Annotated in this window: 21 protein-coding genes, 1 tRNA gene and 1 pseudogene; 15 read left to right on the top strand and 8 right to left on the bottom strand. The window is 70.1% G+C overall.

Going from position 1 to position 26686, the window contains the following annotated elements; genetic code table 11:
* Nucleotides 1–9 precede the first annotated feature (9 nt).
* The 3 genes from AB0H43_RS01370 (at nt 10) to AB0H43_RS01380 (ending at nt 5914) form a co-directional block, all read left to right on the top strand.
* Nucleotides 10–1155, top strand: coding sequence for an acyl-CoA dehydrogenase family protein (locus AB0H43_RS01370; RefSeq protein ID WP_359994682.1), 1146 nt, complete (start codon nt 10–12; stop codon nt 1153–1155).
* 71 nt (nt 1156–1226) lie between these two features.
* Entirely contained in the window at nt 1227–3407 is a 2181-nt protein-coding gene (locus AB0H43_RS01375; RefSeq protein WP_359994685.1) for an MMPL family transporter, read from the top strand.
* Between the two features lie 140 nt (nt 3408–3547).
* Nucleotides 3548–5914: a helix-turn-helix domain-containing protein gene (locus AB0H43_RS01380; protein ID WP_359995727.1), complete on the top strand. Its 2367-nt coding sequence runs from the start codon at nt 3548–3550 to the stop codon at nt 5912–5914.
* 16 nt (nt 5915–5930) lie between these two features.
* Here AB0H43_RS01380 and AB0H43_RS01385 read toward each other — a convergent pair whose 3' ends face one another.
* Together AB0H43_RS01385 and AB0H43_RS01390 are read right to left on the bottom strand one after the other, a co-directional pair.
* Nucleotides 5931–6701, bottom strand: a complete 771-nt coding sequence (locus AB0H43_RS01385; RefSeq protein ID WP_359994688.1) for a PASTA domain-containing protein — start codon at nt 6699–6701, stop codon at nt 5931–5933.
* A gap of 52 nt (nt 6702–6753) precedes the next feature.
* Nucleotides 6754–7431 carry a PASTA domain-containing protein gene (locus AB0H43_RS01390; RefSeq protein ID WP_359994691.1) on the bottom strand — a complete coding sequence of 226 codons (678 nt, stop codon included), beginning with the start codon at nt 7429–7431 and terminating at the stop codon, nt 6754–6756.
* A 184-nt stretch (nt 7432–7615) separates the two neighbouring features.
* Here AB0H43_RS01390 and AB0H43_RS01395 point away from each other — a divergent pair, with 184 nt between their 5' ends.
* The 3 genes from AB0H43_RS01395 to AB0H43_RS01405 all read left to right on the top strand — a co-directional run bounded on the left by AB0H43_RS01395 (nt 7616) and on the right by AB0H43_RS01405 (nt 11991).
* On the top strand, nt 7616–8770 hold the full coding sequence (locus tag AB0H43_RS01395; RefSeq protein WP_359994694.1) for a hypothetical protein: 1155 nt from the start codon (nt 7616–7618) through the stop codon (nt 8768–8770).
* A 403-nt stretch (nt 8771–9173) separates the two neighbouring features.
* Nucleotides 9174–10649: a glutamate--cysteine ligase gene (locus AB0H43_RS01400; protein WP_359994696.1), complete on the top strand. Its 1476-nt coding sequence runs from the start codon at nt 9174–9176 to the stop codon at nt 10647–10649.
* 64 nt (nt 10650–10713) lie between these two features.
* On the top strand, nt 10714–11991 hold the full coding sequence (locus tag AB0H43_RS01405) for a CapA family protein (RefSeq protein WP_359994699.1): 1278 nt from the start codon (nt 10714–10716) through the stop codon (nt 11989–11991).
* 103 nt (nt 11992–12094) lie between these two features.
* On the opposite strand, the gene AB0H43_RS01410 is transcribed toward AB0H43_RS01405, so the two are convergent.
* Both AB0H43_RS01410 and AB0H43_RS01415 read right to left on the bottom strand, forming a co-directional pair.
* Nucleotides 12095–12313, bottom strand: coding sequence for a DUF397 domain-containing protein (locus AB0H43_RS01410; RefSeq protein WP_290866529.1), 219 nt, complete (start codon nt 12311–12313; stop codon nt 12095–12097).
* Nucleotides 12283–13158 carry a helix-turn-helix transcriptional regulator gene (locus tag AB0H43_RS01415; RefSeq protein WP_359995731.1) on the bottom strand — a complete coding sequence of 292 codons (876 nt, stop codon included), beginning with the start codon at nt 13156–13158 and terminating at the stop codon, nt 12283–12285. The genes AB0H43_RS01410 and AB0H43_RS01415 overlap by 31 nt, the downstream gene beginning before the upstream one ends.
* Before the next feature lie 370 nt (nt 13159–13528).
* On the opposite strand from AB0H43_RS01415, the gene AB0H43_RS01420 reads away from it, so the two are divergent.
* Complete coding sequence (locus AB0H43_RS01420) at nt 13529–13870, top strand: hypothetical protein (protein ID WP_359994701.1); 342 nt, start codon at nt 13529–13531, stop codon at nt 13868–13870.
* 71 nt (nt 13871–13941) lie between these two features.
* Here AB0H43_RS01420 and AB0H43_RS01425 read toward each other — a convergent pair whose 3' ends face one another.
* On the bottom strand, nt 13942–14715 hold the full coding sequence (locus AB0H43_RS01425) for a hypothetical protein (RefSeq protein ID WP_359994704.1): 774 nt from the start codon (nt 14713–14715) through the stop codon (nt 13942–13944).
* 173 nt (nt 14716–14888) lie between these two features.
* On the opposite strand from AB0H43_RS01425, the gene AB0H43_RS01430 reads away from it, so the two are divergent.
* Complete coding sequence (locus AB0H43_RS01430; RefSeq protein WP_359994707.1) at nt 14889–15284, top strand: hypothetical protein; 396 nt, start codon at nt 14889–14891, stop codon at nt 15282–15284.
* Between the two features lie 6 nt (nt 15285–15290).
* Here the strand turns inward: AB0H43_RS01430 and AB0H43_RS01435 are convergent, their stop codons facing one another.
* From AB0H43_RS01435 to AB0H43_RS01445, 3 genes are all read right to left on the bottom strand, one after another.
* Nucleotides 15291–16103 carry a WecB/TagA/CpsF family glycosyltransferase gene (locus tag AB0H43_RS01435; RefSeq protein ID WP_359994710.1) on the bottom strand — a complete coding sequence of 271 codons (813 nt, stop codon included), beginning with the start codon at nt 16101–16103 and terminating at the stop codon, nt 15291–15293.
* Nucleotides 16100–17173, bottom strand: a complete 1074-nt coding sequence (locus AB0H43_RS01440; protein WP_359994712.1) for an NAD-dependent epimerase/dehydratase family protein — start codon at nt 17171–17173, stop codon at nt 16100–16102. The genes AB0H43_RS01435 and AB0H43_RS01440 overlap by 4 nt, the downstream gene beginning before the upstream one ends.
* Before the next feature lie 187 nt (nt 17174–17360).
* Nucleotides 17361–17443: transfer RNA gene (locus AB0H43_RS01445), tRNA-Leu, on the bottom strand.
* Between the two features lie 240 nt (nt 17444–17683).
* Here AB0H43_RS01445 and AB0H43_RS01450 point away from each other — a divergent pair.
* The 7 genes and pseudogenes from AB0H43_RS01450 (at nt 17684) to pknB (ending at nt 26672) form a co-directional block, all read left to right on the top strand.
* Nucleotides 17684–18457 carry a DUF3662 and FHA domain-containing protein gene (locus tag AB0H43_RS01450; RefSeq protein ID WP_359994715.1) on the top strand — a complete coding sequence of 258 codons (774 nt, stop codon included), beginning with the start codon at nt 17684–17686 and terminating at the stop codon, nt 18455–18457.
* Between the two features lie 5 nt (nt 18458–18462).
* On the top strand, nt 18463–18948 hold the full coding sequence (locus AB0H43_RS01455) for an FHA domain-containing protein (RefSeq protein ID WP_359994718.1): 486 nt from the start codon (nt 18463–18465) through the stop codon (nt 18946–18948).
* Entirely contained in the window at nt 18945–20312 is a 1368-nt protein-coding gene (locus tag AB0H43_RS01460) for a BofC C-terminal domain-containing protein (RefSeq protein ID WP_359994721.1), read from the top strand. Before AB0H43_RS01455 ends, AB0H43_RS01460 begins: the two co-directional genes overlap by 4 nt.
* Nucleotides 20313–20435: 123 nt before the next feature.
* A pseudogene (locus AB0H43_RS01465) lies at nt 20436–21734 on the top strand (FtsW/RodA/SpoVE family cell cycle protein); the annotation flags it as partial.
* Between the two features lie 320 nt (nt 21735–22054).
* Entirely contained in the window at nt 22055–23557 is a 1503-nt protein-coding gene (locus AB0H43_RS01470; RefSeq protein ID WP_359994724.1) for a penicillin-binding protein 2, read from the top strand.
* Nucleotides 23558–23559: 2 nt separating this feature from the next.
* The gene (locus AB0H43_RS01475) at nt 23560–24969 is read left to right on the top strand and encodes a protein kinase (RefSeq protein ID WP_359994727.1); all 1410 of its coding nucleotides are present in this window, start codon (nt 23560–23562) and stop codon (nt 24967–24969) included.
* Nucleotides 24966–26672: a Stk1 family PASTA domain-containing Ser/Thr kinase gene (gene pknB / locus AB0H43_RS01480; RefSeq protein WP_359994730.1), complete on the top strand. Its 1707-nt coding sequence runs from the start codon at nt 24966–24968 to the stop codon at nt 26670–26672. Before AB0H43_RS01475 ends, pknB begins: the two co-directional genes overlap by 4 nt.
* The last annotated feature ends 14 nt before the right edge of the window (nt 26673–26686 follow it).

The raw sequence follows: 26686 nt of genomic DNA on the forward strand, positions 1-26686 counted from the left end.
GGGAGCGTCATGGACCACTTCGGACTCAGCGAAGACCTCGCCGAGCTTCGGGAGACCGTCGCCGCCTTCGCCCGCGACAAGATCGCGCCGGTGATCGGTGACTTCTACGCGCGGCACGAGTTCCCCTACGAGATCATCGCGCAGATGGGCTCCATGGGCCTGTTCGGATTGGCCTTCCCGGAGGAGTTCGGCGGGATGGGCGGCGACTACCTGGCCCACTGCCTGGCCATCGAGGAGATCGCCCGGGTCGACTCGTCGGTCGCCATCACTCTGGAAGCGGCGATCTCGCTCGGGGCGATGCCGATCTTCAAATGGGGCACCGAGGAGCAGAAGCAGCGGTGGCTGCCCGATCTGGTGGCCGGCCGGAAGCTCGCCGGCTTCGGCCTCACTGAGCCGGGCGCCGGCTCCGACGCGGGCGGTACGCGGACGACCGCGAAGCTGAGCGACGACGGCCGCGAATGGATCATCAACGGCACCAAGTCGTTCATCACCAACTCCGGTACGGAGATCACCGCTCTCGTCACCGTCACGGCGCTCACCGGACCCGACGAGATCTCCACGATCATCGTCCCGTCCGGTACGCCCGGCTTCACCGTCGCGCCCGGCTACGACAAGGTCGGCTGGTGCGCGTCGGACACCCATGAGCTGTCCTTCGACAACGTCCGGGTGCCGGTGGAAAACCTGCTCGGCGAGCGCGGCCGCGGTTTCAAGCAGTTCCTCACGATCCTGGACGAGGGCCGGGTCGCCATCGCCGCCCTCGCCACCGGGCTCGCTCAGGGCTGCGTGGACGAATCCGTCGCGTACGCCCGGCAGCGCGAAGCGTTCGGCTCGCCGATCTCGGCGTACCAGGCGGTCTCCTTCATGATCGCGGAGATGGAGACGAGCGCGCAGACCGCACGGCTGGCCTGGCGGGACGCGGCTCTGCGGCTGGTCGCCGGGCAGCCCATCCGCAACGCCGCCGCGATCGCGAAGCTGTACGCGGGCGACGCCGCGATGACGAACGCCCGGAAGGCGACGCAGATCCACGGCGGATACGGGTTCATGAACGAGTTCCCGGTCGGCCGGTTCTACCGGGACGCGAAGATTCTGGAGGTCGGCGAGGGCACCTCGGAGATCCAGAAGATGGTGATCTCGCGGGAGCTCGGGCTGAGCTGATTTACGCCGATCGGCGGGGCTGAGTCGGGTTCCGGACATCCCCGCCGATCGTGAGATGCTCTCATGCCGGGATGCGGATCTGGGCCGGCTGGCTGACACGAGGGCGATGGCTGATCGTCGCCGGGTGGGCACTGCTCGCGATTGCGGGCGGTGCTCTCGGTGGCAGCGTCTTCGACCACGCCCAGAACGTCGGCCAGCTCTCCGCCGACGCCGAGTCGCTCCGAGCCGAGGCCCGGCTGCAGCAGCTCAAGCCGGAGGGCGAGACCGTCTTCGCGATCTCGCGCGACGTCGACCCCTACGACCCGGCGCTGGTCGCCACCACGACCGAGGTCGCCCAGCAGGTACGCGGTCTTCCCGGCGTCCACGAAGTCGGCGACCTCTACACCGCGCCGGGCGGTCAGATCGGCCAAGGCAACCGGAGCACGCTGGTCCGGGTCACCTTCGAGCCCGGGGCGTCCGAAGCCGAGATCGACGCGGCCGTCGCGGTGCTCAGGCGACTGCCGAACGTGCTGGTGGGCGGTAAGCCGCTGGCCGAGTGGGCCTTCGCCGACCAGGCCGTCGCCGATGCCGCCCTCGGGGAGGGCCTCGCGCTGGCCGCGTTGACTCTGCTCCTCGTCGTCGTGCTGCGGCGGGGTGCGATCGTCCCGCTGGCCGCGGCGGTCGCGGCAATCACCACGACCCTGCTCGCCCTCGCCGGGCTCGCCCGCCTGGCGCCGATCAGCGAGTACACGGTGAACGTGGTGACGCTGCTCGGACTCGGGCTGGCCGTCGACTACTCGATCCTGCTGCTGTGGCGGTACCGCGAGGCGAACGACCTGGCCGTCGCGCTGCGTACGGCGGGGAGAGCAGTGCTCGTGTCCGGCGGGATGGTCAGCGCGGCCATGGCCGGACTAGCCGTCTTCGGTGAGCCCCTGCTCGCTGCGATGGCTTTGGGCGGGCTGCTCGTGACGGTGGTCGCCACGGCTGCCTCGCTCACGCTGACTCCTGCGCTGCTCGCCATCCTCGGGCCGCTCGCGCGCTCACGCGGACCGCTCCGTGCCCTCGGCCGGCCCGGCGCTTCCGCGCGCTCAAGCGGACCGCTCAGCGCTCAAGGGTCCTTCCGGGTGATCTTGGCGAGAAGAGGTCGTTATAGCGACCCTAACTCGCCAAGATCGATTCTGGAGCGGCTGGCCGCCGTCGCCCAGAAGGGGCCCGAATCGGTCGCCTTCGCCAGCGCCGCGTTGCTGATCATCCTGACCCTTCCGTTCGTCGCCGCCGAGCTGCGGAACACCGACGCGCGCGGACTGCCGAGCAGCGCGGAGGCGCGGCAGGCGTACGAGGTCTATCTGCGGGATTTCCAGCGCGGTCAGGCCGACGTCATCACCGTCGTCGTGGACACCGGCAGTGGCGGGGCGGCGATGCGGGACTACCTCGACCGGCTCAATCGCCTGCCCGGGGTCGACCGGCTCCAACTCCGGCTGGAGATGCCGGCCGACGCGACCGTCGTCGACCTGACTCCGGCGAGCTCCAGCCAGGGTCCGACCGTCGTCCGGGCGGTCCGGGAGGTCCCGGCTCCGGCGAAATCCCTGGTCGGCGGGCCCGCCGCCGAATTAGCGGATTACCAGGATTCGGTTACCGGTCATTTTCCCGTCGTGCTGACAGTCTTGTTGGCGGCCGCCGGAGCGCTGCTCTTCGCGCTCACCCGGTCGGTCGTCATTCCGGTGAAGGCGGTCCTGCTCAACCTGCTGACCCTGGGGGCGTCGCTCGGCGTACTCGCGGTGGTGTTCGGCGGCCGGCTCGACGTCACCACGCCGGTGCTGCTCTTCGTCTTCATCTTCGGGCTGACCACGGACTACGAGGTCTTCCTGCTCGCCCGGATCACCGAGGAGTACCGAGCTGACCGCACTCCTGGCGGCTCGGCCAGGAGCCTCCCCGGCAAGTACGCCACCGACGAGGCGGTCCGGCGGGGCATCGCGCGTACGGGTCCGGTGGTGACCCTCGCCGGACTCAGCCTGATCCTTGTCTTCCTCGGCTTCGTCCTGGGTGGCCTGTCCGCCGTACGCGAGATCGGGGTGGGCATGGCGGTGGCCATCGCCCTGGACGTGACCGTCGTCCGGGGTCTCCTGCTGCCGGCCGCCATGACGCTCCTCGGCCGCTGGAACTGGTGGCCCGGCGACAAGGACGGCGAAGCGTCGGGGGCGAACCGGGCACCGGGCACCGAGCGCGTTCCCAGCGAGGTCCCAGCCGCCGCCCGGAAGATCACGAGCCGATAACACAGCAGGACACCAGGGCACGTTTGTGTCGGAAACACGCACGCAACCTGGTCAAACGGCCGACACGACCTGCCGTCGGCGACCTTGGCTGGCTACTCTTCGAGGCCGTGGAACCCGCAGCCGAGACGCGTAGTCCGTCCATGAAGGACGGATTCGCCGTGCTGCTCCGGCGGCACCGGCTCGCGGCCGGGCTGACCCAGGCCGAGCTGGCCGAAGCCGCCGAGGTGGGCGTCCGCACCGTCCGGGACCTGGAGGCGGGACGCAGCGTACGCCCGCAGCGGTCCACGGTCGAACTGCTGGGTGCGGCGCTCGGCCTCCAGGGGCGGGATCTGACCGTCTTCGTGGCCGTCGCCCGGGGGCGTACGCCGGCAGACCAAGGCCCAGGCCTGGCCAAGCCCCGGGCGCTGCCGAACGCGGGGGAGTTGATCGGGCGCGATCGGGATCTCGCCGGGCTCACCGAGCGTCTGCGGACGACGGCCGGGGTCACCACACTGGTCGGGCTGGCCGGGTCGGGCAAGACCGTGCTGGCCTTGACCGCGTCGGCTCAGCTGCGGGACGAGCTGCCCGGGGGAGCGGTCGGCATCAAGGTGTCGCCGGACGAGGGGGAGTCCGGAGTACTGGACAGCATCTGCGCGGTCATCGGCGTCGGGCACCCGGACGGGCTGGCCGAGGCGTTCCGTCAGCCGACATTGTTGCTGGTGGACGCGGTGGACCGGTCGCGGCCCGCGGTCGCCGCCGCCGTACGCCGCCTCGTCGCGATCGCTCCACAGTTGCGTATCGTCGCCACCGCGCGCGGTCCGATCGGGGTGGCCGGCGAATGGGTGTGGCCCGTCGCGCCGCTGCCGGTGCCACCGGCCGGCACGCGTACGCTCGCGGAGGCCCGAAAGCATCCCGCCAGCGCCCTGTTTCTGGAGCGCTGGGCGCGGCACCGGGGAGACGCCCCGCCCGAGTCCGAAGTAGCCGCGATCACCGACCTCGTACGCCGCCTCAGCGGGCTGCCGCTGGCGATCGAGCTGGCAGCGGCCCGAGGTCGGCTGCTGGACCCCAGCGAGATGCTGGCACGGTTCGGGCAGGACGGTGCAGTCGTGGACGCGGCCGAAGCGGTCCGGGCGGCGGTCGTCGCGAGCTACCGCCTGCTGACTCCGGCGCACCGCCGAGCGCTGCGGTACCTGTCCACCTTCACCCACCGCTGGTCCATCGAGCTGGCCGAGGAGCTGCTCGCCGAGCTGGACGTCGACGTCGTGGAGTTGCTCGACCGGCTGACCGATCTGGGTCTGGCGACGGTGCGGGGGCAGGGCGCCGTCCGGTTCATGGTGCTCGAATCGGTCCGGGAGTACGCCCTGGAACAGGCCGAACTGGCCGAGGAGCTGACGTTGGCCCGCCGGCGGCACGCCATCGTCTTCGCCCGGTTCGCCGCGCGTACGGCGCCCATGTTCAGCGGGGCCCAGCACGGCGCGGCGATCGCGCGGCTGGACGACGTCGCGGGCAATCTCTGGTCGGCCCTGACCCATTCGGCCGACGACGATCCGCACACCGCGTTGTGCCTGGCCGCCAAGCTGCCCCGGTGGTGGCGCTTCCGGGGCCGGGACGTCGCGGGCCGCCGCTGGCTGCGGCGACTGCTGGACGACGAGCGCACCGCCGACGCCGATCCGCTCGTGCGAGCGTGGGCACTGGTGGGCGTGGCCCAACTGGCCAACGAACACGGCGCGGGGGCGGAGGAGATCGATTCGGCTCGGGCGGCCGTGCGGATCTTCGCCGAGCGCGTCGAGGTCACAGGCGAGCTGGCCGCGCGTACCGTGCTCTTCGCGTTGTGCATGGGCAGCGGCGACTTCGACGAGGCCCGCGAGCAGAGCCTCGAGGCGCTCATCCTGGCCAGTCGCACCGGGCGCGCCCGGGACATGGCCGTCGCCCAGAGCAATCTGACCTGGCACGACATTCGTGCTGGAGACCTGGTGGGCGCCCAACGGCGGCTCGCGGAGGTCGACCGGCTCACCGCGCGTACCGGGGACGTCCGGCTCCGTGCGCTCGGCCGCGGCAACCTGGCCGAGGTGCTGCGGCTCAGCGGGCGGCTCGCCGAGTCCGTCGTGGTCGGCACTCAGGCCCTCGACCTGCTCGCTGAGGTCGGTGACCCGAGCCACCGTCGCCGTCTGCTCACGACCATCGCGCTCGCCCAGGCCGAGAGCGGCGAGGCGGGTGAGGCCGACCGCATCCTCGCCGAACTGCGGGCCACCACGCCGCCCGAGGTCGAAGACCCCGCATGCGCGGTGGTCGAGGCCGCGATCGCGCTCGCCCGGGGCCACCGCAGGCTCGCCAGCAGCTGGTACGCCGCCGCAGCGGACGCCTACGAGGGCGGCCACGACCTGCGCGACGTGGTGCAGGCTCTCGTCGGGCTGGTGGCCGCCTCCGACGATCCAGCCGAGCGGCAGCGCGCCCGCGATCGCATCGCCGCCCTGCTCAAGACGAGCGGAATGGTGCTGACCGAACGCGAACGCGCCGTCCTGGCCTGACCCGGGCCGACCCCGCTCAGCTGGCTGTGGCGGTCGGCTCCGGGCTCGTCGTCGGCTCCTCCGAGGGTGGCGCGGTCGCCACGATGAGGCGGATGGTGTCGCCCGGCGCGACGACGGTGCCGCCCACGGGAACGGTCGTGATGACGGTGCCCGGCGTGCTTCCCGGATCCTCCTGGTAGGTCACCGAGTAGGTCAGGCCGAGCTGGTCCAGCCGGGACTTCGCGACAGCCTCGGTCTCCCCGGCGAGGTTCGGCACCTCGATCTGGGTGGTGGGAGCGCTGGTGGCCGTGGTCTCCGACGGGCTCGGCTGCGTCTGCGTCGGCGACGGGCTCGGGGCGGCCGACGTCGCGGTCGGCACCACGGCCGTCGGAATGGGCTCGGGCTCGTCGGACCGCCGGAGCAGGAGCACCACCGCCACGATGACGGCCAGCGCCACGAGGACGGCGACCACGCCGATCAGGATCGGCAGCCACCAGTTCCGGCCCGGTTCCTCGACGTCGTTCCAGTCCTCGGGCGGGACCGCGTCCCGGACGGCGTCGGGGCGTACCTCGGCCCGGCCGGTCCAGTGCTCACCCGGAGTGACCTGGGTGGCGTCCGAGCCAACGGGCGGCAGTTGTTCGGTCGGGATCGCCTCGGTCGGCGCGTCGTACGCCCCCGGCAGCGCCTGCGTGGCGTCCGGGGGAATGGCCTGCGTCGCGTCCGGCTCGATCGGCCGGGTGGCGTCCGGCTCGATCGGCTGGGTGGGCTCGGCGGGCTCGTCCGCAGGACTTGGCGATCTCTCCGACATGTGCCCGTCCTACCACGATTGCCGTACGCCTGCTGGCGCGGCGCGCTGACCACTACGGAGTCGGGCTGGCCGACGCCCCTTCGCCGCAGGTGATCTCCACGTGGTCGTTCCAGCGGGCGGTGCCGCCGGAGTCGGGGTCCGGCGACTGGCTGAGGACGACGCCCTCCTGGCCGGTCTTGTAGGTCGGCAGCAGACCGTTGTTGCCCAGGGGAACCCGGGCGTCGCGGCACGGAAGGCCGACCACCTTCGGCAGCACGGTCTCCGGCGGAGCGCCGGCCACGTAGACCTTGACGGTGATGCCGGCGCGGATCCGCGAGCCCGCCTCCGGGGAGGTCCGCGTGACGAGGCCGTCCTGACCGGCCTCGCCGAAGACGAGGACGACACCGAGCTTCGCCGTACGTAGCTGGGTGAAGTACTCGCGGAAGTCGCGGCCCTGCCCGTCCGGGAGCATGCCGGTCGCCGCCGGTGTCGTGGAGGTGGCCGACACCACCGGGCTGGGAGCGAAGGTGGGCGACTCGTCCACCGACGGCCTGGCCGACGGAGAGGTGGTGACCACCGAGGCCGATGTGGACGGCGCCGCTGAGGGGTTCGCGTTGGCGAGCAGGAAACCGCCGGTGGCCCCGATGATCGCGAGCACGGCGACGGAGGTCGCGATGGCCGCGATCATCGCCGGGCTGAGGCCCTGGCGTGGGGGATCGGCGTCCACTCTGGTCGCCCACGGGTCGGTCATCGTCGCTTACTCCTGTTCCCTGTTCCCTGGCGGCGCGTCACTCGCGGCGGCTCACAGTGTGCAACCCGGGAGCGACACCAAGCCCGTGTGCAGGCCCAACTGACACCAAGTTGACACATGTCGCGGTGGTACGGCGTCAGCGATAGTCTGCCCACCACTGGATACCTCGCGGGAGGACGAGACGATGTCCGCACGAGGCTGGACCGGATCGGTCGCCGTCGCGGCCGGACTGGCCGCCGGGATCGGCGCCGCGCAGCTCGGAGTCGGTTACGGCTTGGGAATCATCGGCTGGCTCGGCGACTCCGCGGGCTGGGCCGCGGCGCTGGCTTGGACTGTCTGGGTCGCAGCGCTGTCTGTGGCCGTGGCCGCACTCACCGTCGCTCGGCGTACCACTGTGGACTCGACCTCGTGGTCCCGCGGCCTGTGGCGGGCCTCGGTCGCCTGCGCCGCGGCCCTGGGTGGACTGGCCGTCGTGCCGTTGACCGCGCTGCCGGCCCGGGAGGTCTCGACGAGCGTGACCTTCGCGCCGGCCTGGGTCGTCGGCTGGTACGCGACCGCGGGCGTGCTGATCGGCCTGGTGCTCGCGGCGGTCGTGCTGTCGGCCCGCGCGGCGGCGGCGAACCTCGTGGCGACGGCGTCCTGGTGGTGGCTGGTGGCGGTGCTCGCGGTGGTCGACGCCGTGGCGGGCGGCCGTGGCCTGGCCCCGACGCAGTTGGGCGTCTGGCGGTTCACACAGGTCGACTCGGTGAGCGACGTCGAGGCGGTCGCCCTGGACCTGCCGGGCAGCGGCTGGTGGCAGTCGATCTACCTGCCCGGAGCGCTGCTCATGCTCGGATCCACCTTCCTCCTCGGGCTGCTCGCCGCGTGGCCGGCCGGTCGGCGGGGTGACGCTCGGGCCTCGGTGGCGCTGTCGGGCGTCGTGGGGCCGGTGCTGCTGGCCGCGGCCTCCGTGCTCGCCGCGCCCCGGCTGGCGGGCGCTCCGGCCGAGCAGGTCTCCGCGCTGCTCATCGCGCCGTACGCCGTGATCGCCGGGTTGGCGGGTTCGGTGCTGGCCGCCGTCCTGACCGCGGCCCGGCCGATCGCGCTGGAGGCCCCGGCAGCGGCCGTCGTGGAGCCCGCGACCGGGCAGATCTACACGCCGAAGCCGCAGGCGGACGCTGAGGTCGAGGCGAAGCCGGAGCCGGAGGCGGAGACCAAGCCGGGAGCGGCGCCGCTCATTCCCGCGCCCCGGAACCGTCGTCGTCCGCGTCCCGCAACGGGACGGGCCACGGTGGTGGAGCGCCCGGAGGAGCCGAAGAAGCCGGAGGACCCGGAGAAGCCGGAGAAGCCGGGCGCCTGAGCGCGCCGGCCGAGATGGTATTTGGCGCGAGCAGGGCCCCCGAACGTGTCCCGTTCCCCCGCTCGCGCCAAATGACACGGCATGAGATCGCTACGCCAGTCGCCCTGGTGTCCGACGAGCAACCGTCATGCCGACCCCCCCAAAGTGGGTCGCCCCCGTGCGACCGGATCTGCGGCAAACGCTATCAACGTCGCGCTCGTTGATCTGTCCATTTTGTTGGGGTATCACGGGGTCCGGACGCTGTGACAGCGGGTTCTGCCGCCACTTCTGCCTGTCAAAAGCGAGGGGAATTCTGGCAATGGTCCTAGCGTCCGATACCACCCTGGAGCGAACCCCTTAGGCTGGAAGCTCATTGCAACGACTCGGTTACCCACAGCAGCAGACCGAGAGCCGGGGAGGGCATATGGGCAAGGACGTCTCGGAGGGGACGTTCACCAGCGCGGATCGGATGCGGTACCGGCAGAAGGTCAGGCGATGTCTGGACACCTTCGCCCTGATGCTGGACGACTTCGCGTTCGACGCCGACGCGCCGACGACGGGACTCGAGATCGAGATCAACCTGATCGACGGCGAGCACGAGCCGGCCATGCGCAACCTCGGGATCCTCGAAGACCTCGAGGACCCCACCTTCCAGCCCGAACTCGGTCAGTTCAACCTCGAGATGAACGTGCCGCCTCAGCTCATCGGCGGCGACGGGCTGGCGCAGTACGAGAAGCGGCTCCTGGAGACGCTGGCCCGCACCGACGCGAAGGCCACCGAGCACGGCGCCAACCTGGTGCTCATCGGCATCCTCCCGACGCTGACCGTCGAGCACGCGATCCTGGACAACCTCTCGACCAACCCACGCTATCGCGTCCTCAACGAGCAGATCCTCAACGCCCGGGGCGAGCACATCACGCTGGACATCCGGGGCGTGGACCACCTGAAGATCGAGACCGAGTCGATCGCGCCCGAAGCGGCCTGCACCAGCCTCCAGTTCCACCTCCAGGTCTCCCCGGAGAAGTTCGCGAACTATTGGAACGCCGCTCAGTCGGTCGTGGCCTTCCAGCTCGCGGCGGGGGCGAACTCGCCGTACCTGTTCGGCCACCAGTTGTGGCACGAGACCCGGATCGCCCTGTTCAAGCAGGCCACCGACACCCGCCCGGACGAGCTGCGGGCGCAGGGCGTACGCCCCCGGGTGTGGTTCGGGGAGCGCTGGATCACCTCGATCTTCGACCTGTTCGAGGAGAACGTCCGCTACTTCCCGCCGCTGCTGCCGATCTGCGACGACGAGGACCCGCTGGAGGTGCTGCGGTCGGGCGGCGTACCGCACCTGGGGGAGTTGCGCCTCCACAACGGGACCATCTACCGGTGGAACCGTCCGGTCTACGACGTCATGAACGGCCGACCGCACTTGCGCGTGGAGAACCGCGTGATGCCGGCCGGGCCGACGATCGTGGACATGATGGCCAACGCCGCCCTGTACTACGGCTTGGTCCGCTACCACGCCGAGCAGGATCGTCCGATCTGGACGCAACTGAGCTTCAGTGCGGCCGAGGACAACTTCCACGCCGCGGCGCGCCGGGGCATCGCGGCCCCCATCTTCTGGCCCCGCGTCGGCGAAGTACGCGCGACCGATCTACTGCTGGACGTCATGCTCGCCAACGCGGCCGAAGGGCTCGACGGGTTCGGCGTTGACGCGGCGGTGAGCAACCACCTGCTCGGCATCATCGAGCAGCGGTGCCTCAGCGGGCGTACCGGGGCGACCTGGCAGGTCGACACCGTGCGGGCGGCCGAACGGCGGGGACTGGACCGCCCGTCGGCCCTGCGGCACATGCTGGCCCTGTACGCCGAACTGTCCAGATCGAACGCTCCGGTGCACACCTGGCCGGTGGAGTAGCACCGATCGGCCGTTGGCCGTCGAGCCCGGCAACTCCATAGTCCACTGTGTGCATCTCGGGGACATGAAGCCACGCCTTCGGCAGGAAGCCGTCGTGCTGGTGACCGTGCTCGGCGTCGCGTCACTGTTCTCGACGCTGGCGGTCGCCCACCCCGCACCTGGCCGGGCCGCTCCGACGTCGTCGCCCGCCACCGTGCCACCGAGGGTCGGCACCACGCTGACGCGCTCACCGACCGCCGTGCTGCAGCCGACTGCCGCGCTGCAGCCGACCGGGCCGCTGGAGCCGACCGGGCCGCTGGAGCCGACCGGCGCGTTGCAGCCGACCGCGCCGGCCTGGCAGCCGCGCCGATTTACCGTGGTCGGCACCGGAGACGTCCTGCTGCACCAGGGACTGTGGCGGCAGGCGCGAGCGGACGGGCACGGACGCGGGATGGATTTCCGGCCGCTGTTCGCCGGGATCAAGCCCGTGATCGCCGGGGCCGACCTCGCCGTCTGCCATCTGGAGACCCCCCTCGGACGCCCGGGCGGGCCGTTCACCGGATACCCGGTCTTCACTGTGCCGCCCCAAGTCGTCCCAGCGCTCAAGGACACCGGATTCGACAGCTGCTCGACGGCCTCCAACCACAGCCTCGACGCGGGACTCGACGGCATCCGGCGTACGCTCGACGCCCTCGACGCGGCCGGACTGGCACACACCGGAACGGCGCGGTCACCGCAGGAGCGCGCCACCACCACGATGCTGAACGTCGCGGGCGTACGCGTCGCGCAGCTGTCCTACGCGTACGGGTTCAACGGGATCCCGCGTCCGAAAGGCAAGGAGTGGGCGGCCAACCTCATCAAGACCGCCACGATCCTCGCCGACGCGCGTACGGCCAAGGAGCGGGGCGCCGAGGTCGTCATCGTCTCGCTGCACTGGGGTACGGAGTACCAGCACTCCGCCACCGCCGAGCAGGCCTCGATCGCGCGTACGCTTCTCGCCTCGCCCGACATCGACCTGATCCTGGGCCACCACGCGCACGTCGTGCAGCCCTTCGAGGAGATCGGCGGCGAATGGGTCGCCTACGGTCACGGCAATCTCGTCAGCACCCAGAGCTTCTCCGCCGACACCCGGGACGGGGTGATCTCCCGCTTCACCTTCGCAGAGATGGCGCCTGGCCGATTCCGTGTCGTGCTGGCCGAAGCGTTGCCCGTCTACATGCGGCTCGGGTCGGGAGCAGCGCGTGTGCTGCTCGTGTCGGCCTGCGTACGCGGAAAGGGCTCGACGGCGGCGGACTGCGCGGCCAGCGGCCGGCGGACGACCAAGGTGATCCGATCTCGGCGCGCCACGGTGCCCGTCGCATGAATACCCCGCGGAGTGCCCGTCGCATGAAGACCCTGCGGGGCGCCCGTCTCACGAAAAGACCCCGCGGGCCGGTCGGGTGCCCGCGGGGTCCAGTCAGCTCGACTTAGAGATCGAACTCCCCGTCCTTCGTGCCGGCGACGAAGGCGTCCCACTCGCCCGGCGTGAAGACCAGCGTGCCGCCGTCCCGATTCTTCGAATCACGTACGGCGATGGCGCCGCCGACGAACGCGACCTCGACACAGTTGTCACAGCTGGGACTGCTACGAGTGCTCTTGCGCCAGACCGCGTTGCTCAGGTCGACGCGAAACCCCTTTGTCTCGATCTCCACAGTGGCTCCTCTACTAGCTGCTGAATCCGTTCGGCGGACTGCTCCGGTCCGAGCGCCGCCGTATGGATGTGCTCGAAGAGATTCTTGTACCTCTCCAGCTCGTCGCGTTTGTCGATGAAGAGGCCCCCGGTGGCATTCTCCGCGAAGACCACGGATCGGTCGCCCGGTTCGCGGAAGTCGAGGATGGCGAATGTTCCGTCCATTCCCGCGTGTGAACCGATTTCAAACGGAAGCAGCTGAAGTGTCACGTTAGGCCGGTTAGCGGCGACGACCAAATGCCGCAACTGGTCGCACATGACCTCGTCGCCTCCGACTGGCCGGCTCACCGCGGCCTCGTCGAGCACAACCCACAGGTGGAAGGAGTCTTCCTGGTCCAGCAACGATTGACGCTGCATTCGGACACGCACCCGTGAGGAGATTTCTTCGTCACTGCGGCCGGGCAGGATGCCCATGGTGGCCCGCGCGTACGCCTCCGTCTGGAGTAGACCCGGAACGAGCTGCTGCTCATAGGTCCGTACGCGGACCGCCTCGGCTTCCAGCCCCACGTAGGCGCTGGAGAGAACTTGGCTGAAGGGATGCCACCACGCCTTCTGGCGGGCCTCCCGGGCGAGTTCGATCAATTCCTGGATCTCGGCCTCGCCCGCGCCGTAGATCGTGAGCAGATCCCGCACATCCCGCACATTGACCGAGGTGTGCCCGGTCTCGATGCGGGAGATTTTGGATTGCGAGCACTCCAGTTGGTCGGCGACGTACTCCAGTGAGTAGCCCGCGCGCTCGCGACGATTACGCAGCTCAGCGCCCAAACGTCGCCTTCGGACGGTCGGGCTTTTACGGTCGATGGTCACGGCGCACCTCCGCGACGGGTACATAGTCGGCGTACGGTACGCCCTTGAGCAGGGACAACCTCCCCATTGTCCGGAGTCTGCCCGCTATGAAACCGCACTTCAAGTGTCCGAACGCGCACATAGGGTCCGACAAACCGACTACCCGATCATGACGGATATCCGGTCATCCACCGCAGAGTGACAATCTGCTCCGTGCAACTTGCATTGATCTTCCTGATGGTGCACAGTGAGTGGGAAATCGGGCACTCATCGTGATCAACACGAGGCAACGTCCGGCGTGATCGTCATGCCTTGTGCCGTTTCGGCGCATGGCCGTTACTTCGTTAACGACTCAGATGAGGCGAACGACTCCCGGGAGGGCATCGTGACACCGAAGGCCGGCGACATCCTTCACGTCACCCGCGACGCGAGCGTGCAGTTCGCGACGCCGATCTTCTTCCGGGTCATCCGGGTGCACGACTGGCCGACTTACGACGGCTGGCTCTGGCTCGACGGCTACCAGCTCAACGCCGCAGGTGACGCCGTCGAACGCCGCTCGATCTTCGTGCAGGGCAACGGATTGCGCCAGGTCCGCCAGAACCCGGCCGGCACCGGCGCCGCGATCGGCGCTGGTCACCGTGGCCGCACGAACCTCCAGGATCGAACGGTGGCCGGAACCCATGTCCGTCCGGCCGTGCGCCACGCGTCGGCGGTCGCGACCGGCTGAAGCGACCGAATCGGCGCCCAGCCGTCCGATCGCCCGGTACGCCGGGCGGCCGGACGGCTTTACTCTTGCGGCTACTCAGCCGCCCTCGGCCCGCCCCAGCTGTCCGGTAGCCGACCCGCGAGTTCGCGGGGGATGACCTCGTCCAGCTGCGACCGGCGTCGTTCCGCGACCGCCCGGCGAGCCGCGGTCAGCCAGTCCGGAGTGGTCGCCGGCGAACCGATGCCGAATCGGAACCAGGCCGGTTGATCGGTCAGGCTCGCGTACCCCTCGATCAGCTCGTCGATCAGCTTCACGAGTTCGGACCGGGCGTTGCGGCCCGCGGCCAAGGTGACGTGGTGCTCGGCGAGGTACGCGGTCCGCCGGTCGGCTGTGGAACGCAGCCGCGCCCGAACCTCGGCCGCACGCCGACGCTGGACGGCCGCGATCACGGCGGTGGCCCTATCCCGCTTGAGCTGGCGTACGAGCGCCGCCCGGTGGGACGGGCGCAGCCAAGACAGTGGACTGGCCAACGCGGTCTGCGCCGCGCGGATCTGCAGCTGGATGCGTTCCTCGAACGCGGTGGCGAGGGAGAGCTGCCGATCGGCCTCGGCGAGCCGATCCGACGGCGGCGGTTCGGGCGCGGCGGCGTACACCCGATCGGCCTCGTCGACGAGGCGCCAGAGCCAGGCCTCCTCATCGCCCATCTCGTCCAGTTCGAGACGCGTACGCGTGGCCGGCCGGAAGGACTCGGCTTCCCCGGTACGCGCCGCCGGGACGGAGACGTGCCCGATCGTGACGTCCACAGAGGCGTCGGCGTCGCAGCCGCAGTTCCGGCACTGGGCCGAAGTGTTACGTGGATCAGCCACGCCGTCTCCCGCAGGGCAGTGAAAAGAGCACGGCCGTGCGTACAGGCGCGGGGAAACCGTCGCTTGGCCCATTCCGCCTCGTTGTATCAGAAAGTGGGGCCGCGATCGACGGCGACCCGCCGCGTGACCAGCAGTTTTTTGCGGGTACGCCCGCCGGCTCGAGGAGTGTGACCGTGACGATCAGCCAGGAGAACGCCGGCGCCGCGCCGACGCCCGAACGCCTGATGGGCCAGCTCCCAGGCTTCCAGCTCAACCCGGCCGGGTTGACCCCGAGCCAGGTGAACGGGACGGAGCAGCCGTCTCCGACGCCGAGCCGGTGGGCGGCGAGCGAGGCCGAGGTGGACGACGCCCGTCCGCTCGACAGCGGCGCGCCGATCGGTCTCGGGCTCGACGAGCCGGTCTTCCCGCCGCCCGCGTGGCTGGAGGAGACCGGGCTGGCCGACCACCCGTTGCTGCGGGGACTGCTTATGGAGCTGCCGCCCAAGGGCGCCGCGCCCTCGCCGGAGTGGCTCAACCGGTGGTTCGAGGCGGCTCGGGCGATTCTCGAGCTGCTCTACGTCCGTGCCTAGCCGGCGCTAGACGGGGAAGGTCGGGACGGGCTGCTCGGTCGGCGTGGGCGGGGTGGCCTTCCACAGCCCGATCCGCTGCGCGCCGAGCCGGGCGAGGTACTCCGGGTTGAGCAGCAGATAGCGGCGCCAGAGCCGCTTGGGCTCCAGGCCCAGCCGCCAGAGCCACTCCAGGCCGTAGCGCTGCATCCACGGCGGCGGCTTGCGCAGCCCACCGGCGTGGTAGTCGAAGGCGGCCCCCACCGCGAGCAGCGGCATCGCCAGGTGCGGACGCAGCGCGTGAGCGAAGTTCTCCTGGCGCGGGCAGCCGAGCCCGACCAGGACAATCCGCGCGCCCGACGCCGTGATCCGACCCGCGATCTGTTCGGCCTCGCCCGGCTCGACGGCGCGGAACTTCGAGGCCTCGATCCCGGCGAACTTCAGCGCCGGAAACATCCGCTGAAGCGCCGGGACGAGCCGGTCGAGCGTGGGCGGGGTCGATCCGTAGAGGTAGACCGGCAGCCCGGCGGCGGCGGCCCGCTCCAGCACGCGGAGGGTCAGCGTGGGTCCGTAGACGCGGTCTCGCAGACCGGCGCCGTGCAGCAGGTTGAGCGCCCACCGAACCGGCTGCCCGTCCGGCGTCACGAGGTCGAAGCTGTTGAGGCGGGCGCCGAGGGCGGGGTCGTGGACCCCTTCCATCACGCCGTGGACGGCCAGAGCGGTGACCGCCATCGGACGGCCCTGCTCAGCGGCGGCGATGATGCGGTCGGTGGCCTCCGCGTAGTCGGTCGCGTCGACGAGTACGCCGAGGACGCTGCGTTTGCGCGTCGCGACCGTGGTCACGAACGGGTCCACTTGTCGGCGTTGGCCTCGTAGATCTCGCGGAGGATCGCCGGGACGTCGTAGGTCATCCGCCAGTCCGGGTAGTGACTGCTGAAGCGGGACATGTCGCTGACGTACCACTGGTGGTCGCCGATGCGCGCCTGCTCCACGTAGTTGATCTGCGCCTCGTGACCGGTGATCTCCTGCGCGATCTGGAAGGCCTCGATGTGCGAGGTGTTGGAGAATCGGCCGCCGCCGAGGTTGTAGACCTCGCCGCTGCGCGGAGCGCGGAAGAAGGCCTCGAACGCGGTGAGCACGTCGTGCGAGTGGATCGCGTCGCGGACCATCTTGCCCTTGTACCCGTAGAGGTTGTAGGTCCGGCCTTCCATCACGCATCGCATCAGGTACGCGAGGAAGCCGTGCAGCTCGGCGGCGGAGTGCGCCGGCCCGGTGAGCGTGCCGCCGCGGAAGCAGGCGGTCTTCATCCCGAAGTACCGGCCGTACTCCTGGACGGCGACGTCGGCGGCGACCTTCGACACGCCGAAGATGGAGTGGAGGCTGCCGTCGATCGACATCTCCTCGGGGATGCCCTCGGCGTAGTACGGGTGCGCCGGGTCGAGCTCCCAGCGGGTCTCCAACTCGACCAGGGGAAGCCGGTTGGGCGTGTCGCCGTAGACCTTGTTGGTCGAACAGAAGATGAAGGCGGCCTCGGGGCAATGCTGCCGGGTGAACTCGAGGACGTTGAGGGTGCCCACCGCGTTGACGTCGAAGTCGGTGAACGGCTCCTTCGCCGCCCAGTCGTGCGACGGCTGTGCGGCGGTGTGGATGACGAGGGAGATGTCACTGCCGTAGCGCTCGAAGATCTTGGCGAGCAGCTCGCGGTCGCGGATGTCGACGTCGTAATGGGTGTACGAGTCGCCGAGCTCGCTGGTCAGGCGGACCAGGCTCCAGGCGGTCGAACCGTCGTCGCCGAAGAAGTACTTCCGCATGTCGTTGTCGATCCCGACGACCTGCAGACCCAGCTGGGCGAAGTGGCGGGCGGCCTCGGACCCGATCAGTCCGGCCGAGCCGGTAACCAGCGCAACACTCACCGTTAATACTCCTGGCCTGCGTCTTCGGGGCACGGGGACACCGGACAGCATAGCCGCGGAGCAGGCGCGGGCAACCGGCCGGGATTCATGGACGAAGCGCCGGAGGGAGTACGGCTGTCGGGTTGCCGACGCACTGCCCTGACATACAGTAAGGGCGCCGAGCCTCAGCTCAGCGCCCTTACGGCGGTGGGGAAGGAGGGAGTTGAACCCTCACGCCCTTTCGGGCACACGGACCTGAACCGTGCGCGTCTGCCATTCCGCCACTTCCCCAGAAGTGGACAGCCGGCACAGCTTACGCTATGCGTGCTGTCACCACCAACCAGGTTGTTCCCAAAGGCAGAGCCGGCGGCGAGAATTCACCGTTTGGGCCAGGTGGCGGCGCGGGAAGAAGATTAGCACGGCGATCTCGGGCGGCCGAATCGGCCGGTCGGGAAGGCAAGGTGGATTGGGGCGCAGACGTGACGGGTGGCGGGCGGATAGCATCATGTCCTCGGAACCCGAGGAGGACCGGTGAGCGTGCTGCAACGCTTTGAGAAGAGGCTGGAAGGCCTGGTGGAGGGCGCCTTCGCGAAGGTGTTCAAGGGCGTCGTCCATCCCGTGGAGATCCTGAACGCCATGCAGCGGGAGGCCGAAGCCCACAAGGCGATCCTTGCGGGCGGCCGCACGCTGGTGCCCAATCGCTATGTGATCGATCTCTCGCCTTACGATCACAGCCGCCTGGCGCCGTACGCGGCCGCCCTGGCGCAGGAGCTGGCGCAGTCGCAGGCCGAGTTCATCGGAGAGCAGGCCTGGACCGTCTACGGCGACGTGATCGTGGAGATCGAGCGCGGCGACGGGCTCGACACCGGGATGTTCCGGGTGACCGCCGAAGTCTTCACCGGCGCCGAACCCGGCGGCGGCTACGCCGAGCCCGCCTACGACGCGCCGCCGGCGTACCAGGGGTATGACCAGCCCGGCGGCTACGACCAGCCGGGGGGCTACGGCGCGCCGCAGGCCGGCGCCCGCAACGTGCGCTTGGTCTCGGCCGACGGCCGGACCTACCCGGTCGCCATCGGCTCGACCGTGATCGGCCGGGGCGACCAGGCGAACCTGCGGCTGCCCGACGTCGGCATCTCGCGCCGACACGCCCGGATCGACTACGACGGCGGTCAGGTCGTCCTGACGGACCTCGGGTCCACGAACGGCACGATGGTCAACGGCCAGCGCATCTCGGCCGTGGCCCTCAACCCGGGTGACATGATCCAGATCGGCACGACCACGCTGACCTTCCGCGTGGACGGCTAGCGGCCGTGCCGGAATTCGTTCTCGCCGCCGCCCGGTTCGGCTTCCTCATCCTGCTGTGGATCTTCGTGTTCACGGTGGTGGGCGTCATCCGCCGGGATCTCTTCGCCGGGGCGCGTGCGTCCCGGCTGGTCGCCGCGCCCCGCGGGGTGGGTGCGGCGGCGGCGGGACCGTCCCGACCGGCCAAGGTCAAGAAAGGCCGGGCCGCTCATCAGCTGGTGGTGACGGCGGGCGCCCTCGCGGGCACCCGCCTCACGCTGGGCGAGGCGCAGATCACGATCGGGCGGGCCGAGGACTCCACGCTCGTCATCACCGACGACTACGCCTCCGCCCGGCATGCCCGGCTGGTCCCGCGGAACGGTCAGTGGTTCATCGAAGATCTGGGCTCGACGAACGGCACTTATCTGGACCGGAACAAGGTGACCGGCCCTACCCCCGTACCCCTTGGCGTGCCGATCAGGATCGGCCGCACTGCCCTCGAGTTGCGACCATGACCCTCACCCTGCGCTACGCGGCCCGCAGTGACCGCGGCCTGATCCGAGACGGCAACCAGGATTCCGTCTACGCCGGGCCGCGGCTGCTCGCCGTCGCCGACGGCATGGGCGGCATGGCCGCCGGTGACGTCGCGAGCAACATCGTCATCGGTGCGATGGCCCCGCTCGACGAGGACGTCCCGGGCGATGCCCTGGTCGATGCCCTCCGCGGCGCCGTCGAAGCCGCCAACCAGCAGCTTCGCGACACGGTCGACGCCAATCCCCATCTGGAGGGGATGGGCACGACGCTCACCGCGATGCTCTTCTCCGGTACCAAGATCGGCCTCGTCCACATCGGCGACTCGCGGGCCTACCTGCTGCGGGACAACGAGTTCGCGCAGATCACCAAGGACGACACCTACGTGCAGATGCTGGTCGACGAGGGCCGCATCTCCGCCGAGGAGGCCAGCAGTCATCCGCAGCGCTCCCTGCTGACCCGGGCCATGGACGGCCGGGACGTCGAGCCGGAGTACTCGGTGCGGCAGGTCATGCCGGGCGACCGCTACCTGATCTGTTCGGACGGCCTGTCCGGCGTGGTCAGCGCGGAGACCATCGGCGAGACCATGCGCGAGTACGTCGACCCGTCCCAGTGCGTCGACCGGCTCATCGCCCTCGCCCTGCGCGGCGGCGGCCCCGACAACATCACCGTGATCGTCGCCGACGCCCACGACGAGGACATCGTCGAAGACGTGCCGGTGGTCGGCGGGGCGGCCGCCCGGGATCGTGGAAACGAGAGCGCCGGTGGCGAGTCGACGCCGGCCGCCCGTGCGGCCTCGCTGACCGCCAACGCCGCGCCACGCCCGGCCGCCCCGACCGAGCCGCAGAACTCGGCCGAGGACGAACCGCGGCCCCGCCGCCGTCCCTGGCTGACCGTGGGGATCCTGGTGGTCCTGGTCGGCATCCTTGGTGGCCTGCTGTACGCCGGCTGGCATTACACCCAGTCGCAGTTCTACGTCGGGGTGACCGAAGACGGCTACGTGGCCGTCTTCAAGGGCGTACCGGGGTCGATCGCCGGCCTCAGCCTGTCCGAGGTCGACACGGCGAGCCAGGTGAAGGTCGACGCGCTGACCCAGGTCGCTCAGGACCGCGTACGCAAGGGGATCGCCGCCGCGACCGAGACTGAGGCGCAGCAGATCCTGGCCGGTCTGACCAGTGACAGCCCGACGAACCCCAACCTGCTGCCGACCTGTACGCCGTCCGCCGGTCCCTCGGCGAGCGCGTCGGCGTCGGCCGCCGCCACCACGGGTGCGACCGCCACGACCGCGGCCACCGCCTCCCCCTCCCCGAACGACGGCGCGCTGAGTCCGGCCCCCTGCCGCTCGTAGAACTCCCACCGTGAGGATGCTGTGACCGCTGCCGCCGTCTCCCCGCCCGTCGCCGCGCCCCCGGCGGCGGGGAAGCGCGCGCGCCGGGCCCGCCGCACCGAGCTGATTCTGCTGGTGCTCGGCATGATCGTGGTGGTCGGCTACTTGGCGGCGGCCGAGGCGAACCTCCTCGACACGATCACGCCGGACTTCTGGGTGCCGGCCGGCATCCTGGGCGTGATCTACGCCGCCATGCACCTGGTGATCCGCTTGCGGGCGCCGTACGCCGATCCGGTGATCCTGCCGGTGGTGGCCACGTTGAACGGCCTCGGCGTCGTCTTCCTGCGCCGGCTCGACCTCGGCAAGGCGAAGACGGGCGAGCGGGCCGACTTGTCGATCTTCGCCGGGGAGGGCGGACGGCAGCTCCTCTGGACGGCCATCGCGGTCGCCATGGCGGCGGTGCTGCTCTGGTTCCTCACCGACCACCGGACGATCTCCCGGTACGCCTGGACGCTGGGCTTCGTCGGCATCATCCTGATGATGCTCCCGGCCATCCTGCCGAGGCGGTTCTCCGAGGTCAACGGGGCCAAGCTGTGGATCAAGCTCGGTTCGTTCTCGATTCAGCCCGGTGAGTTCGCCAAGCTGATGCTCGCCTCCTTCTTCGCGTACTACCTGGTACGCAAACGGGAGGTGCTGGCGCTGGCCAGCAAGCGAGTGCTGGGGATCGACTTCCCCCGGGGCCGCGACCTGGGCCCGATCCTCGCGGTCTGGGTGCTCAGCCTGGTCGTCCTCGTCTTCGAGAAGGACCTCGGCACCGCGCTGCTCTACTTCGGCCTGTTCATCGTGATGCTCTACATCGCGACCGAGCGGGTCAGCTGGCTGCTCATCGGTCTGATCCTGTTCTTCGGCGGCGCGTTCCTGGCGTACTTCCTGGGCAAGGTCATCGGTGGGCCGTTCGCCAACTTCTACGACCGGGCCAACATCTGGCTCGACCCGTTCAGCGGCGACCGGCCCTACAACGAGGGCTACCAGCTCGTGCAGTCCCTGCTCGGGCTCGGCACCGGAGGTCTGTTCGGCACCGGCCCCGGTGCGGGGTCGCCGGGCCAGGTTCCGGAGGTCCGCAACGACTTCGTCTTCGCCGGGATGGGCGAGGAGATCGGGCTCATCGGGCTCACCGCGCTGCTGTGCCTCTATCTGCTCATCGTGGTCCGCGGCTTGAAGTCGGCGCTCGGCGTACGGGACTCCTTCGGCAAGCTGCTCGCCGGTGGCCTGGCGTTCACCTTGGGTTTGCAGGTGTTCGTCATCGTCGGCGGGGTGAGCCGGTTGATCCCCCTCACCGGCCAGACCACGCCGTTCCTGTCCGCCGGTGGATCCTCGCTGATGGCCAACTGGTTACTCGTCGCCATCCTGCTGCGGGTCTCCGACGCGGCCCGCGCGCCGCTGGGTGCGCCGGGCGGCATGATCCGGCCGCCGGTGGCGACACCGGCTCCTGGCCGAGCCCCGGTGGGGACGGCCTCCGCTCCGGCCGGTGCGCTGCGACCCGCGCCCGGTGCCGGGCCGGCGCAACACCCGGCCCACCAGCAACCGCCGGCCCATCACCCGGCGTCGGGAACCCCGAGTGCCCCTCCGCCCGTCTCATCGGGCGTGCCCGCGCCCCTGCCCGGCACCGCCGAGCAGCCGATCCTCGGCGGTCCGGCCGACGACATCGACGGTGACGCCGAGACCGAGATGATCGACTCGCCGTCCCGCCCGAAGGAGAACCCGTGAACGCCCCACTGCGCCGCGTCGGAGTGGTCGCGATGGTCCTCTTCGGGCTGCTGTTCGCGAACCTGAACTTCGTCCAGTGGCACAAGGCCAACGACTACCGGACCAGCCAGTACAACGGCCGCGTGCAGGTCGCCGAGTACGACCGGCAGCGCGGCGTGATCCAGGTCAGCGGCAAGCCCGGAGCACAGTCGATCACCACCGAGGACAACCTGAAGTTCCTCCGGCAGTACCCGTACAAGGCCGAATTCGCCCACGTCATCGGCTACAAGCCGGTCAACGGCGAGGCGACCGGCATCGAGTACATCGAGAACGAGTTCCTCGCCGGGACGAGCGACCAGTTGTTCGCCGACCGGCTGCGGGACCTCTGGTCGAACGAGAAGACGCCCGGCGGGAACGTCGTGACGACCCTGTCGCTGCGGGCGCAGCAGACGGCGTACAAGGAGCTGCTGAACAACGCCAACGACGCGAAGGTCGGTTCGGTGGTGGCCCTCGACCCGACCACCGGCGCCGTGCTCGCCATGGTCTCCACGCCGAGCTACGACCCGAACCTGCTGGTCAGCCACGACACGAAGGCGGCCAACGCGGCGTACGACCGGCTCGCCTCCGACCCCAGCCAGCCGCTGCTGAACCGCGCGGTCAAGGAGACGTACGCCCCCGGCTCGATCTTCAAGGTGATCGACTCGGCGGCCGCCCTTGAGCGCGGCTACACGATGAACACCTCGATCCCGGCCGGCTCTTCGTACACCGCACCCGGGACGACGCACGCGATCAAGAACGCGGCGCCCTCGATCTGCCCGGAGGCGCAGGTCACCCTGATCGAGGCGCTGACCGAGTCGTGCAACACCGGCTTCGCCCAGCTGGGCGTGGCGCTCGGGCCGCAGGCGCTGACCGACACCGCCGAGTCCTTCGGCTTCGGCGATGACAGCCTGCGGGTCGGGCAGCTCGGCAAGGACAACGGGATCCTGGTCGCTCCGAGTCAGGTGGGCAGGCTGACCACCGACAGCGGCGGCCCGGACCAGCCGATCATCGCCCAGACGTCCATCGGTCAGGCCGACGCACGGGTCACGCCGATGCAGGCGGCGCTCATGGCGGCGACCGTCGCCAACGGTGGCGTCCAGATGCGGCCGTACCTCGTGCAGCAATTGCTCGGCCCGGACCTCACGCCGTACGACATCGCCTCACCGCGTCAGCTGCGCACGGCCTGCACCCAGGGTGTCGCACAGAGCCTGCAGGCGATGATGGTCAGCGTCGTGGAGAACGGCACGGCTAAGAAAGCGCAGATCGACGGCTATGTCGTCGGCGGCAAGACGGGCACGGCCCAGAACGCCGAGAACGCGAAAGACCACGGCTGGTTCATCGGCTTCGCGATGAAGGACGGCAAGCCCCTGGTGGCGGTGGCCGTCCTGCTCGCGAACGCCGGTTCGGGGGGTAGCGGCGAGGCCGCACGCATCGGCGGACAGGTCATGAAGGCCGTCATCGCCGACCGGGGAGGTAAGTAGTAATGGTGTCCCCAGGGACGCTGCTGAGTGGGCGATACCGGCTCGATGAGCGGATCGCCACCGGCGGCATGGGCGACGTGTGGCGGGGGACCGACGAAACGCTCGGGCGCACGGTCGCGATCAAGATTCTGCTCCCGGCGCTCCTCGAGGAGCCCGGGTTCTCCGAGCGCTTCCGGCTGGAAGCCCGCACGATGGCAACGATCAACCACCCTGGCGTCGTCGACATCTACGACTACGGCAGCGACCAGCAGGTGGCCTATCTCGTGATGGAGTACGTGGAAGGCGACGCGCTCTCGCGTACCCTCGCGCGCGTCGGGCGGCTCACGCCCGCGCGCACCATGGCGCTCATCGCCCAGGCCGCGGAGGCCCTGGAGGCCGCGCATCTCAAAGGCATCGTGCATCGCGACGTCAAACCCGGCAATCTGCTGGTACGCGCGAACGGCACCCTCGTGCTCACCGACTTCGGCATCGCCCGCTCCGCGGTCGCCTCGCAGTTGACGGCGGCGGGAGCAGTGCTCGGCACGGCCTCGTACCTGGCGCCGGAGCAGGCGGCGGGGCAGACGGCGACGACCGCGTCCGACATCTACTCGCTCGGCGTGGTGGCGTACCAATGTCTGTCGGGACGGCGGCCGTTCGACGGGGACAACCCGATCGAGATCGCGATGAAGCACGTCCGGATGACGCCGCCCGCGCTGCCGCCCGACGTGCCACCCGCCGTACGCGCGATCGTCGAGCGGGCGATGGCCAAGGATCCGTCGGCTCGCTGGCCCAGCGCGGCGATCTTCGCGGCCGCGTCGCGGCAGGCGGCGGCCGTTCTCAGCAGCGAACAGTCCGGTCGTGCCGCGTCGCCGAGTGCGCCCGTGTCGCCGGTGCCTTATTCGCCTGCGCCGTCATCGCCGGCTCGTCCGCCGGTCCGGCCCGTCACCGGCAGCCCGGCCGGTACGCCGGTCGGTGCCGGCCTGCCGCATCGCGTACCGGGACAGCCGGCGCAGCCCGTGCGCCCGGCCGCTCGCGTCAGCGTTCCGGCAGCTCCGGCACCGGTCTCTCCGTTGGGCGCCACCGGTGTCGCGACCGGTGGCCGCACCTCGACGGGGTACGCTGCCACTCAGGCCCCGAGTAGCGGAGGCTGGCGTACCTTTTGGATGATTTTGTTGGTTTTTCTGGCCATGGCTGCCATCGTGGCCATTGCCGCGTTCATCGGGTATACCGTCACCCGGAACACGACGGCGAGTGGTGCGGCTCACACATCCACCGTCGCGAACGTGACAAGACAGGCAAACATTTGGCAAGCTGACTCGGCCCGAGCAAACCTAGCCGAGACCTCCGCCGCGACCGCGGTGAGGGCGATCGCGACCGACACGGCAGGATCACGGGTCCTGGCGCCGACGAGCGAAGGACGACGGACGAGATGACGCAGGCCCGGCTGCTGGGTGGCAGGTACCAGGTCGGCGAGCTGCTCGGCTACGGCGGCATGGCGGAAGTGCACCGCGGGCGCGATCTGCGCCTCGGCCGGGACGTCGCGATCAAGATGCTCCGCACCGACCTCGCCCGGGACAACACCTTCCAGATGCGCTTCCGGCGGGAGGCGCAGAACGCGGCCGCCCTGAACCACCCGGCGATCGTCGCCGTCTACGACACCGGCGAGGAGCGCGCGCCGACCGGTGAGGCCCTGCCCTACATCGTCATGGAGTTCGTGCCGGGCCGGACGCTCAAGGAGGTGCTCGCCGCCGAAGGGCGGCTGATGCCCCGCCGGGCGCTGGAGATCACCGGCGACATCTGCGCCGCCATCGAGTTCAGCCACCGGCACGGCATCATCCACCGCGACATCAAGCCCGGCAACGTCATGCTGACGCCGCAGGGGCAGGTCAAGGTGATGGACTTCGGCATCGCCCGGGCCCTGGCCAGCGGAGCCACGACGATGACGCAGACGTCGGCCGTCATCGGCACCGCGCAGTATCTGTCGCCTGAGCAGGCCCGGGGCGAGGCCGTCGACGCCCGATCCGACGTGTACGCCACTGGCTGCGTACTCTTCGAGCTTCTGTGCGGGCATCCGCCGTTCGTCGGCGACTCGCCCGTCGCCGTCGCGTACCAGCATGTTCGCGAAGACCCGCCGCCGCCCTCGAACAGCAACCGGGACGTCACGCCGGACATCGACGCGGTCGTCCTGAAGGCGCTGGCCAAGAACCCCGCGAACCGCTACCAGTCCGCCGCGGAGATGCGCGCGGACCTGCTTCGGGCGGCGAACGGGCGGCCGGTGCTGGCGACGCCCGTGATGCGCGAGGACGAGACGCTGCCGCTGAACGCGCCGACCGCGCGCGTCGCCACCGGGCGCAACGGAGCCCGAGTCGGTACGCCCAAGCGCAAGAAGACGTCGGGCGCGGTGATCGCGCTGCTGTCGTTCCTCGGCGTGCTCGCGGTGATCGCCGTGACCGTCGGCCTGGTGCTCCTCAACCAGCCCAAACGGATCGGTGTGCCGTCCGTGCTGGGCAAGACGTACGCCGAGGCCCAGTCGGAGCTGACCGCACTCGGCTTCAAGACCAGTCCCGGCGAGCCGATCACCAGCGACTCCTGCGACAAGGACAAGGTCACCGACCAGACGCCGAAGGGCGGCCAGAAGGCCGACGCGAACTCCACCGTGACGCTGCGCGTCTGCACCGGTCCGGGCCAGGTCCAGGTGCCGAACCTGGACGGTCTCACCAGGACGAGCGCGGAGCAGCTGTTGACCCAGTTCGGTCTGGAGCCCGACTTCAAGCCGGTGGACAGCGACAAGCCGGCCGACTCGGTGATCTCCTACAGCCCCGGGAAGGGCACGACGGTGGAGAAGGGCTCCAAGGTCGTGGTCCAGATCTCCAAGGGCAACCGGGTGGTCGTCCCCAACGTCGTGGGCATGCCGGAACAGCAGGCCTGCACCAGGATCAAGGAGGCTGGCCTCACCTGCAAGATCGAGCAGGGTAAGGCGGTCACCGATCCTGCCAAGGACGGCCTGGTGAGCAGCCAAAGCCCCAAGAAGGACACGGTCGTCGACAAGAACACCACCGTCACGATCAAGGTCGACTACCTCGAGGAGACCAACCCCTCCGAGACGGCGTCGCCCACCCCGACGACGACGGGCTGATCAGGCCGTAGGGC

It is taken from the genome of Hamadaea sp. NPDC050747 (assembly GCF_040654195.1).
Classification (GTDB): Bacteria; Actinomycetota; Actinomycetes; order Mycobacteriales; family Micromonosporaceae; genus Hamadaea.

Excerpts from the sequence above, each read along its gene's own strand:
- AB0H43_RS01400 (WP_359994696.1), top strand. The coding sequence starts at position 9,174 with ATGGGCAAGGACGTCTCGGAGGGGACGTTCACCAGCGCGGATCGGATG.
- AB0H43_RS01375 (WP_359994685.1), top strand. The coding sequence starts at position 1,227 with ATGCGGATCTGGGCCGGCTGGCTGACACGAGGGCGATGGCTGATCGTC.
- AB0H43_RS01405 (WP_359994699.1), top strand. The coding sequence starts at position 10,714 with ATGAAGCCACGCCTTCGGCAGGAAGCCGTCGTGCTGGTGACCGTGCTC.
- AB0H43_RS01395 (WP_359994694.1), top strand. The coding sequence starts at position 7,616 with ATGTCCGCACGAGGCTGGACCGGATCGGTCGCCGTCGCGGCCGGACTG.
- AB0H43_RS01390 (WP_359994691.1), bottom strand. The coding sequence starts at position 7,431 with ATGACCGACCCGTGGGCGACCAGAGTGGACGCCGATCCCCCACGCCAG.
- AB0H43_RS01385 (WP_359994688.1), bottom strand. The coding sequence starts at position 6,701 with ATGTCGGAGAGATCGCCAAGTCCTGCGGACGAGCCCGCCGAGCCCACC.
- AB0H43_RS01370 (WP_359994682.1), top strand. The coding sequence starts at position 10 with ATGGACCACTTCGGACTCAGCGAAGACCTCGCCGAGCTTCGGGAGACC.
- pknB (WP_359994730.1), top strand. The coding sequence starts at position 24,966 with ATGACGCAGGCCCGGCTGCTGGGTGGCAGGTACCAGGTCGGCGAGCTG.
- AB0H43_RS01380 (WP_359995727.1), top strand. The coding sequence starts at position 3,548 with ATGAAGGACGGATTCGCCGTGCTGCTCCGGCGGCACCGGCTCGCGGCC.
- AB0H43_RS01460 (WP_359994721.1), top strand. The coding sequence starts at position 18,945 with ATGACCCTCACCCTGCGCTACGCGGCCCGCAGTGACCGCGGCCTGATC.
- AB0H43_RS01475 (WP_359994727.1), top strand. The coding sequence starts at position 23,560 with ATGGTGTCCCCAGGGACGCTGCTGAGTGGGCGATACCGGCTCGATGAG.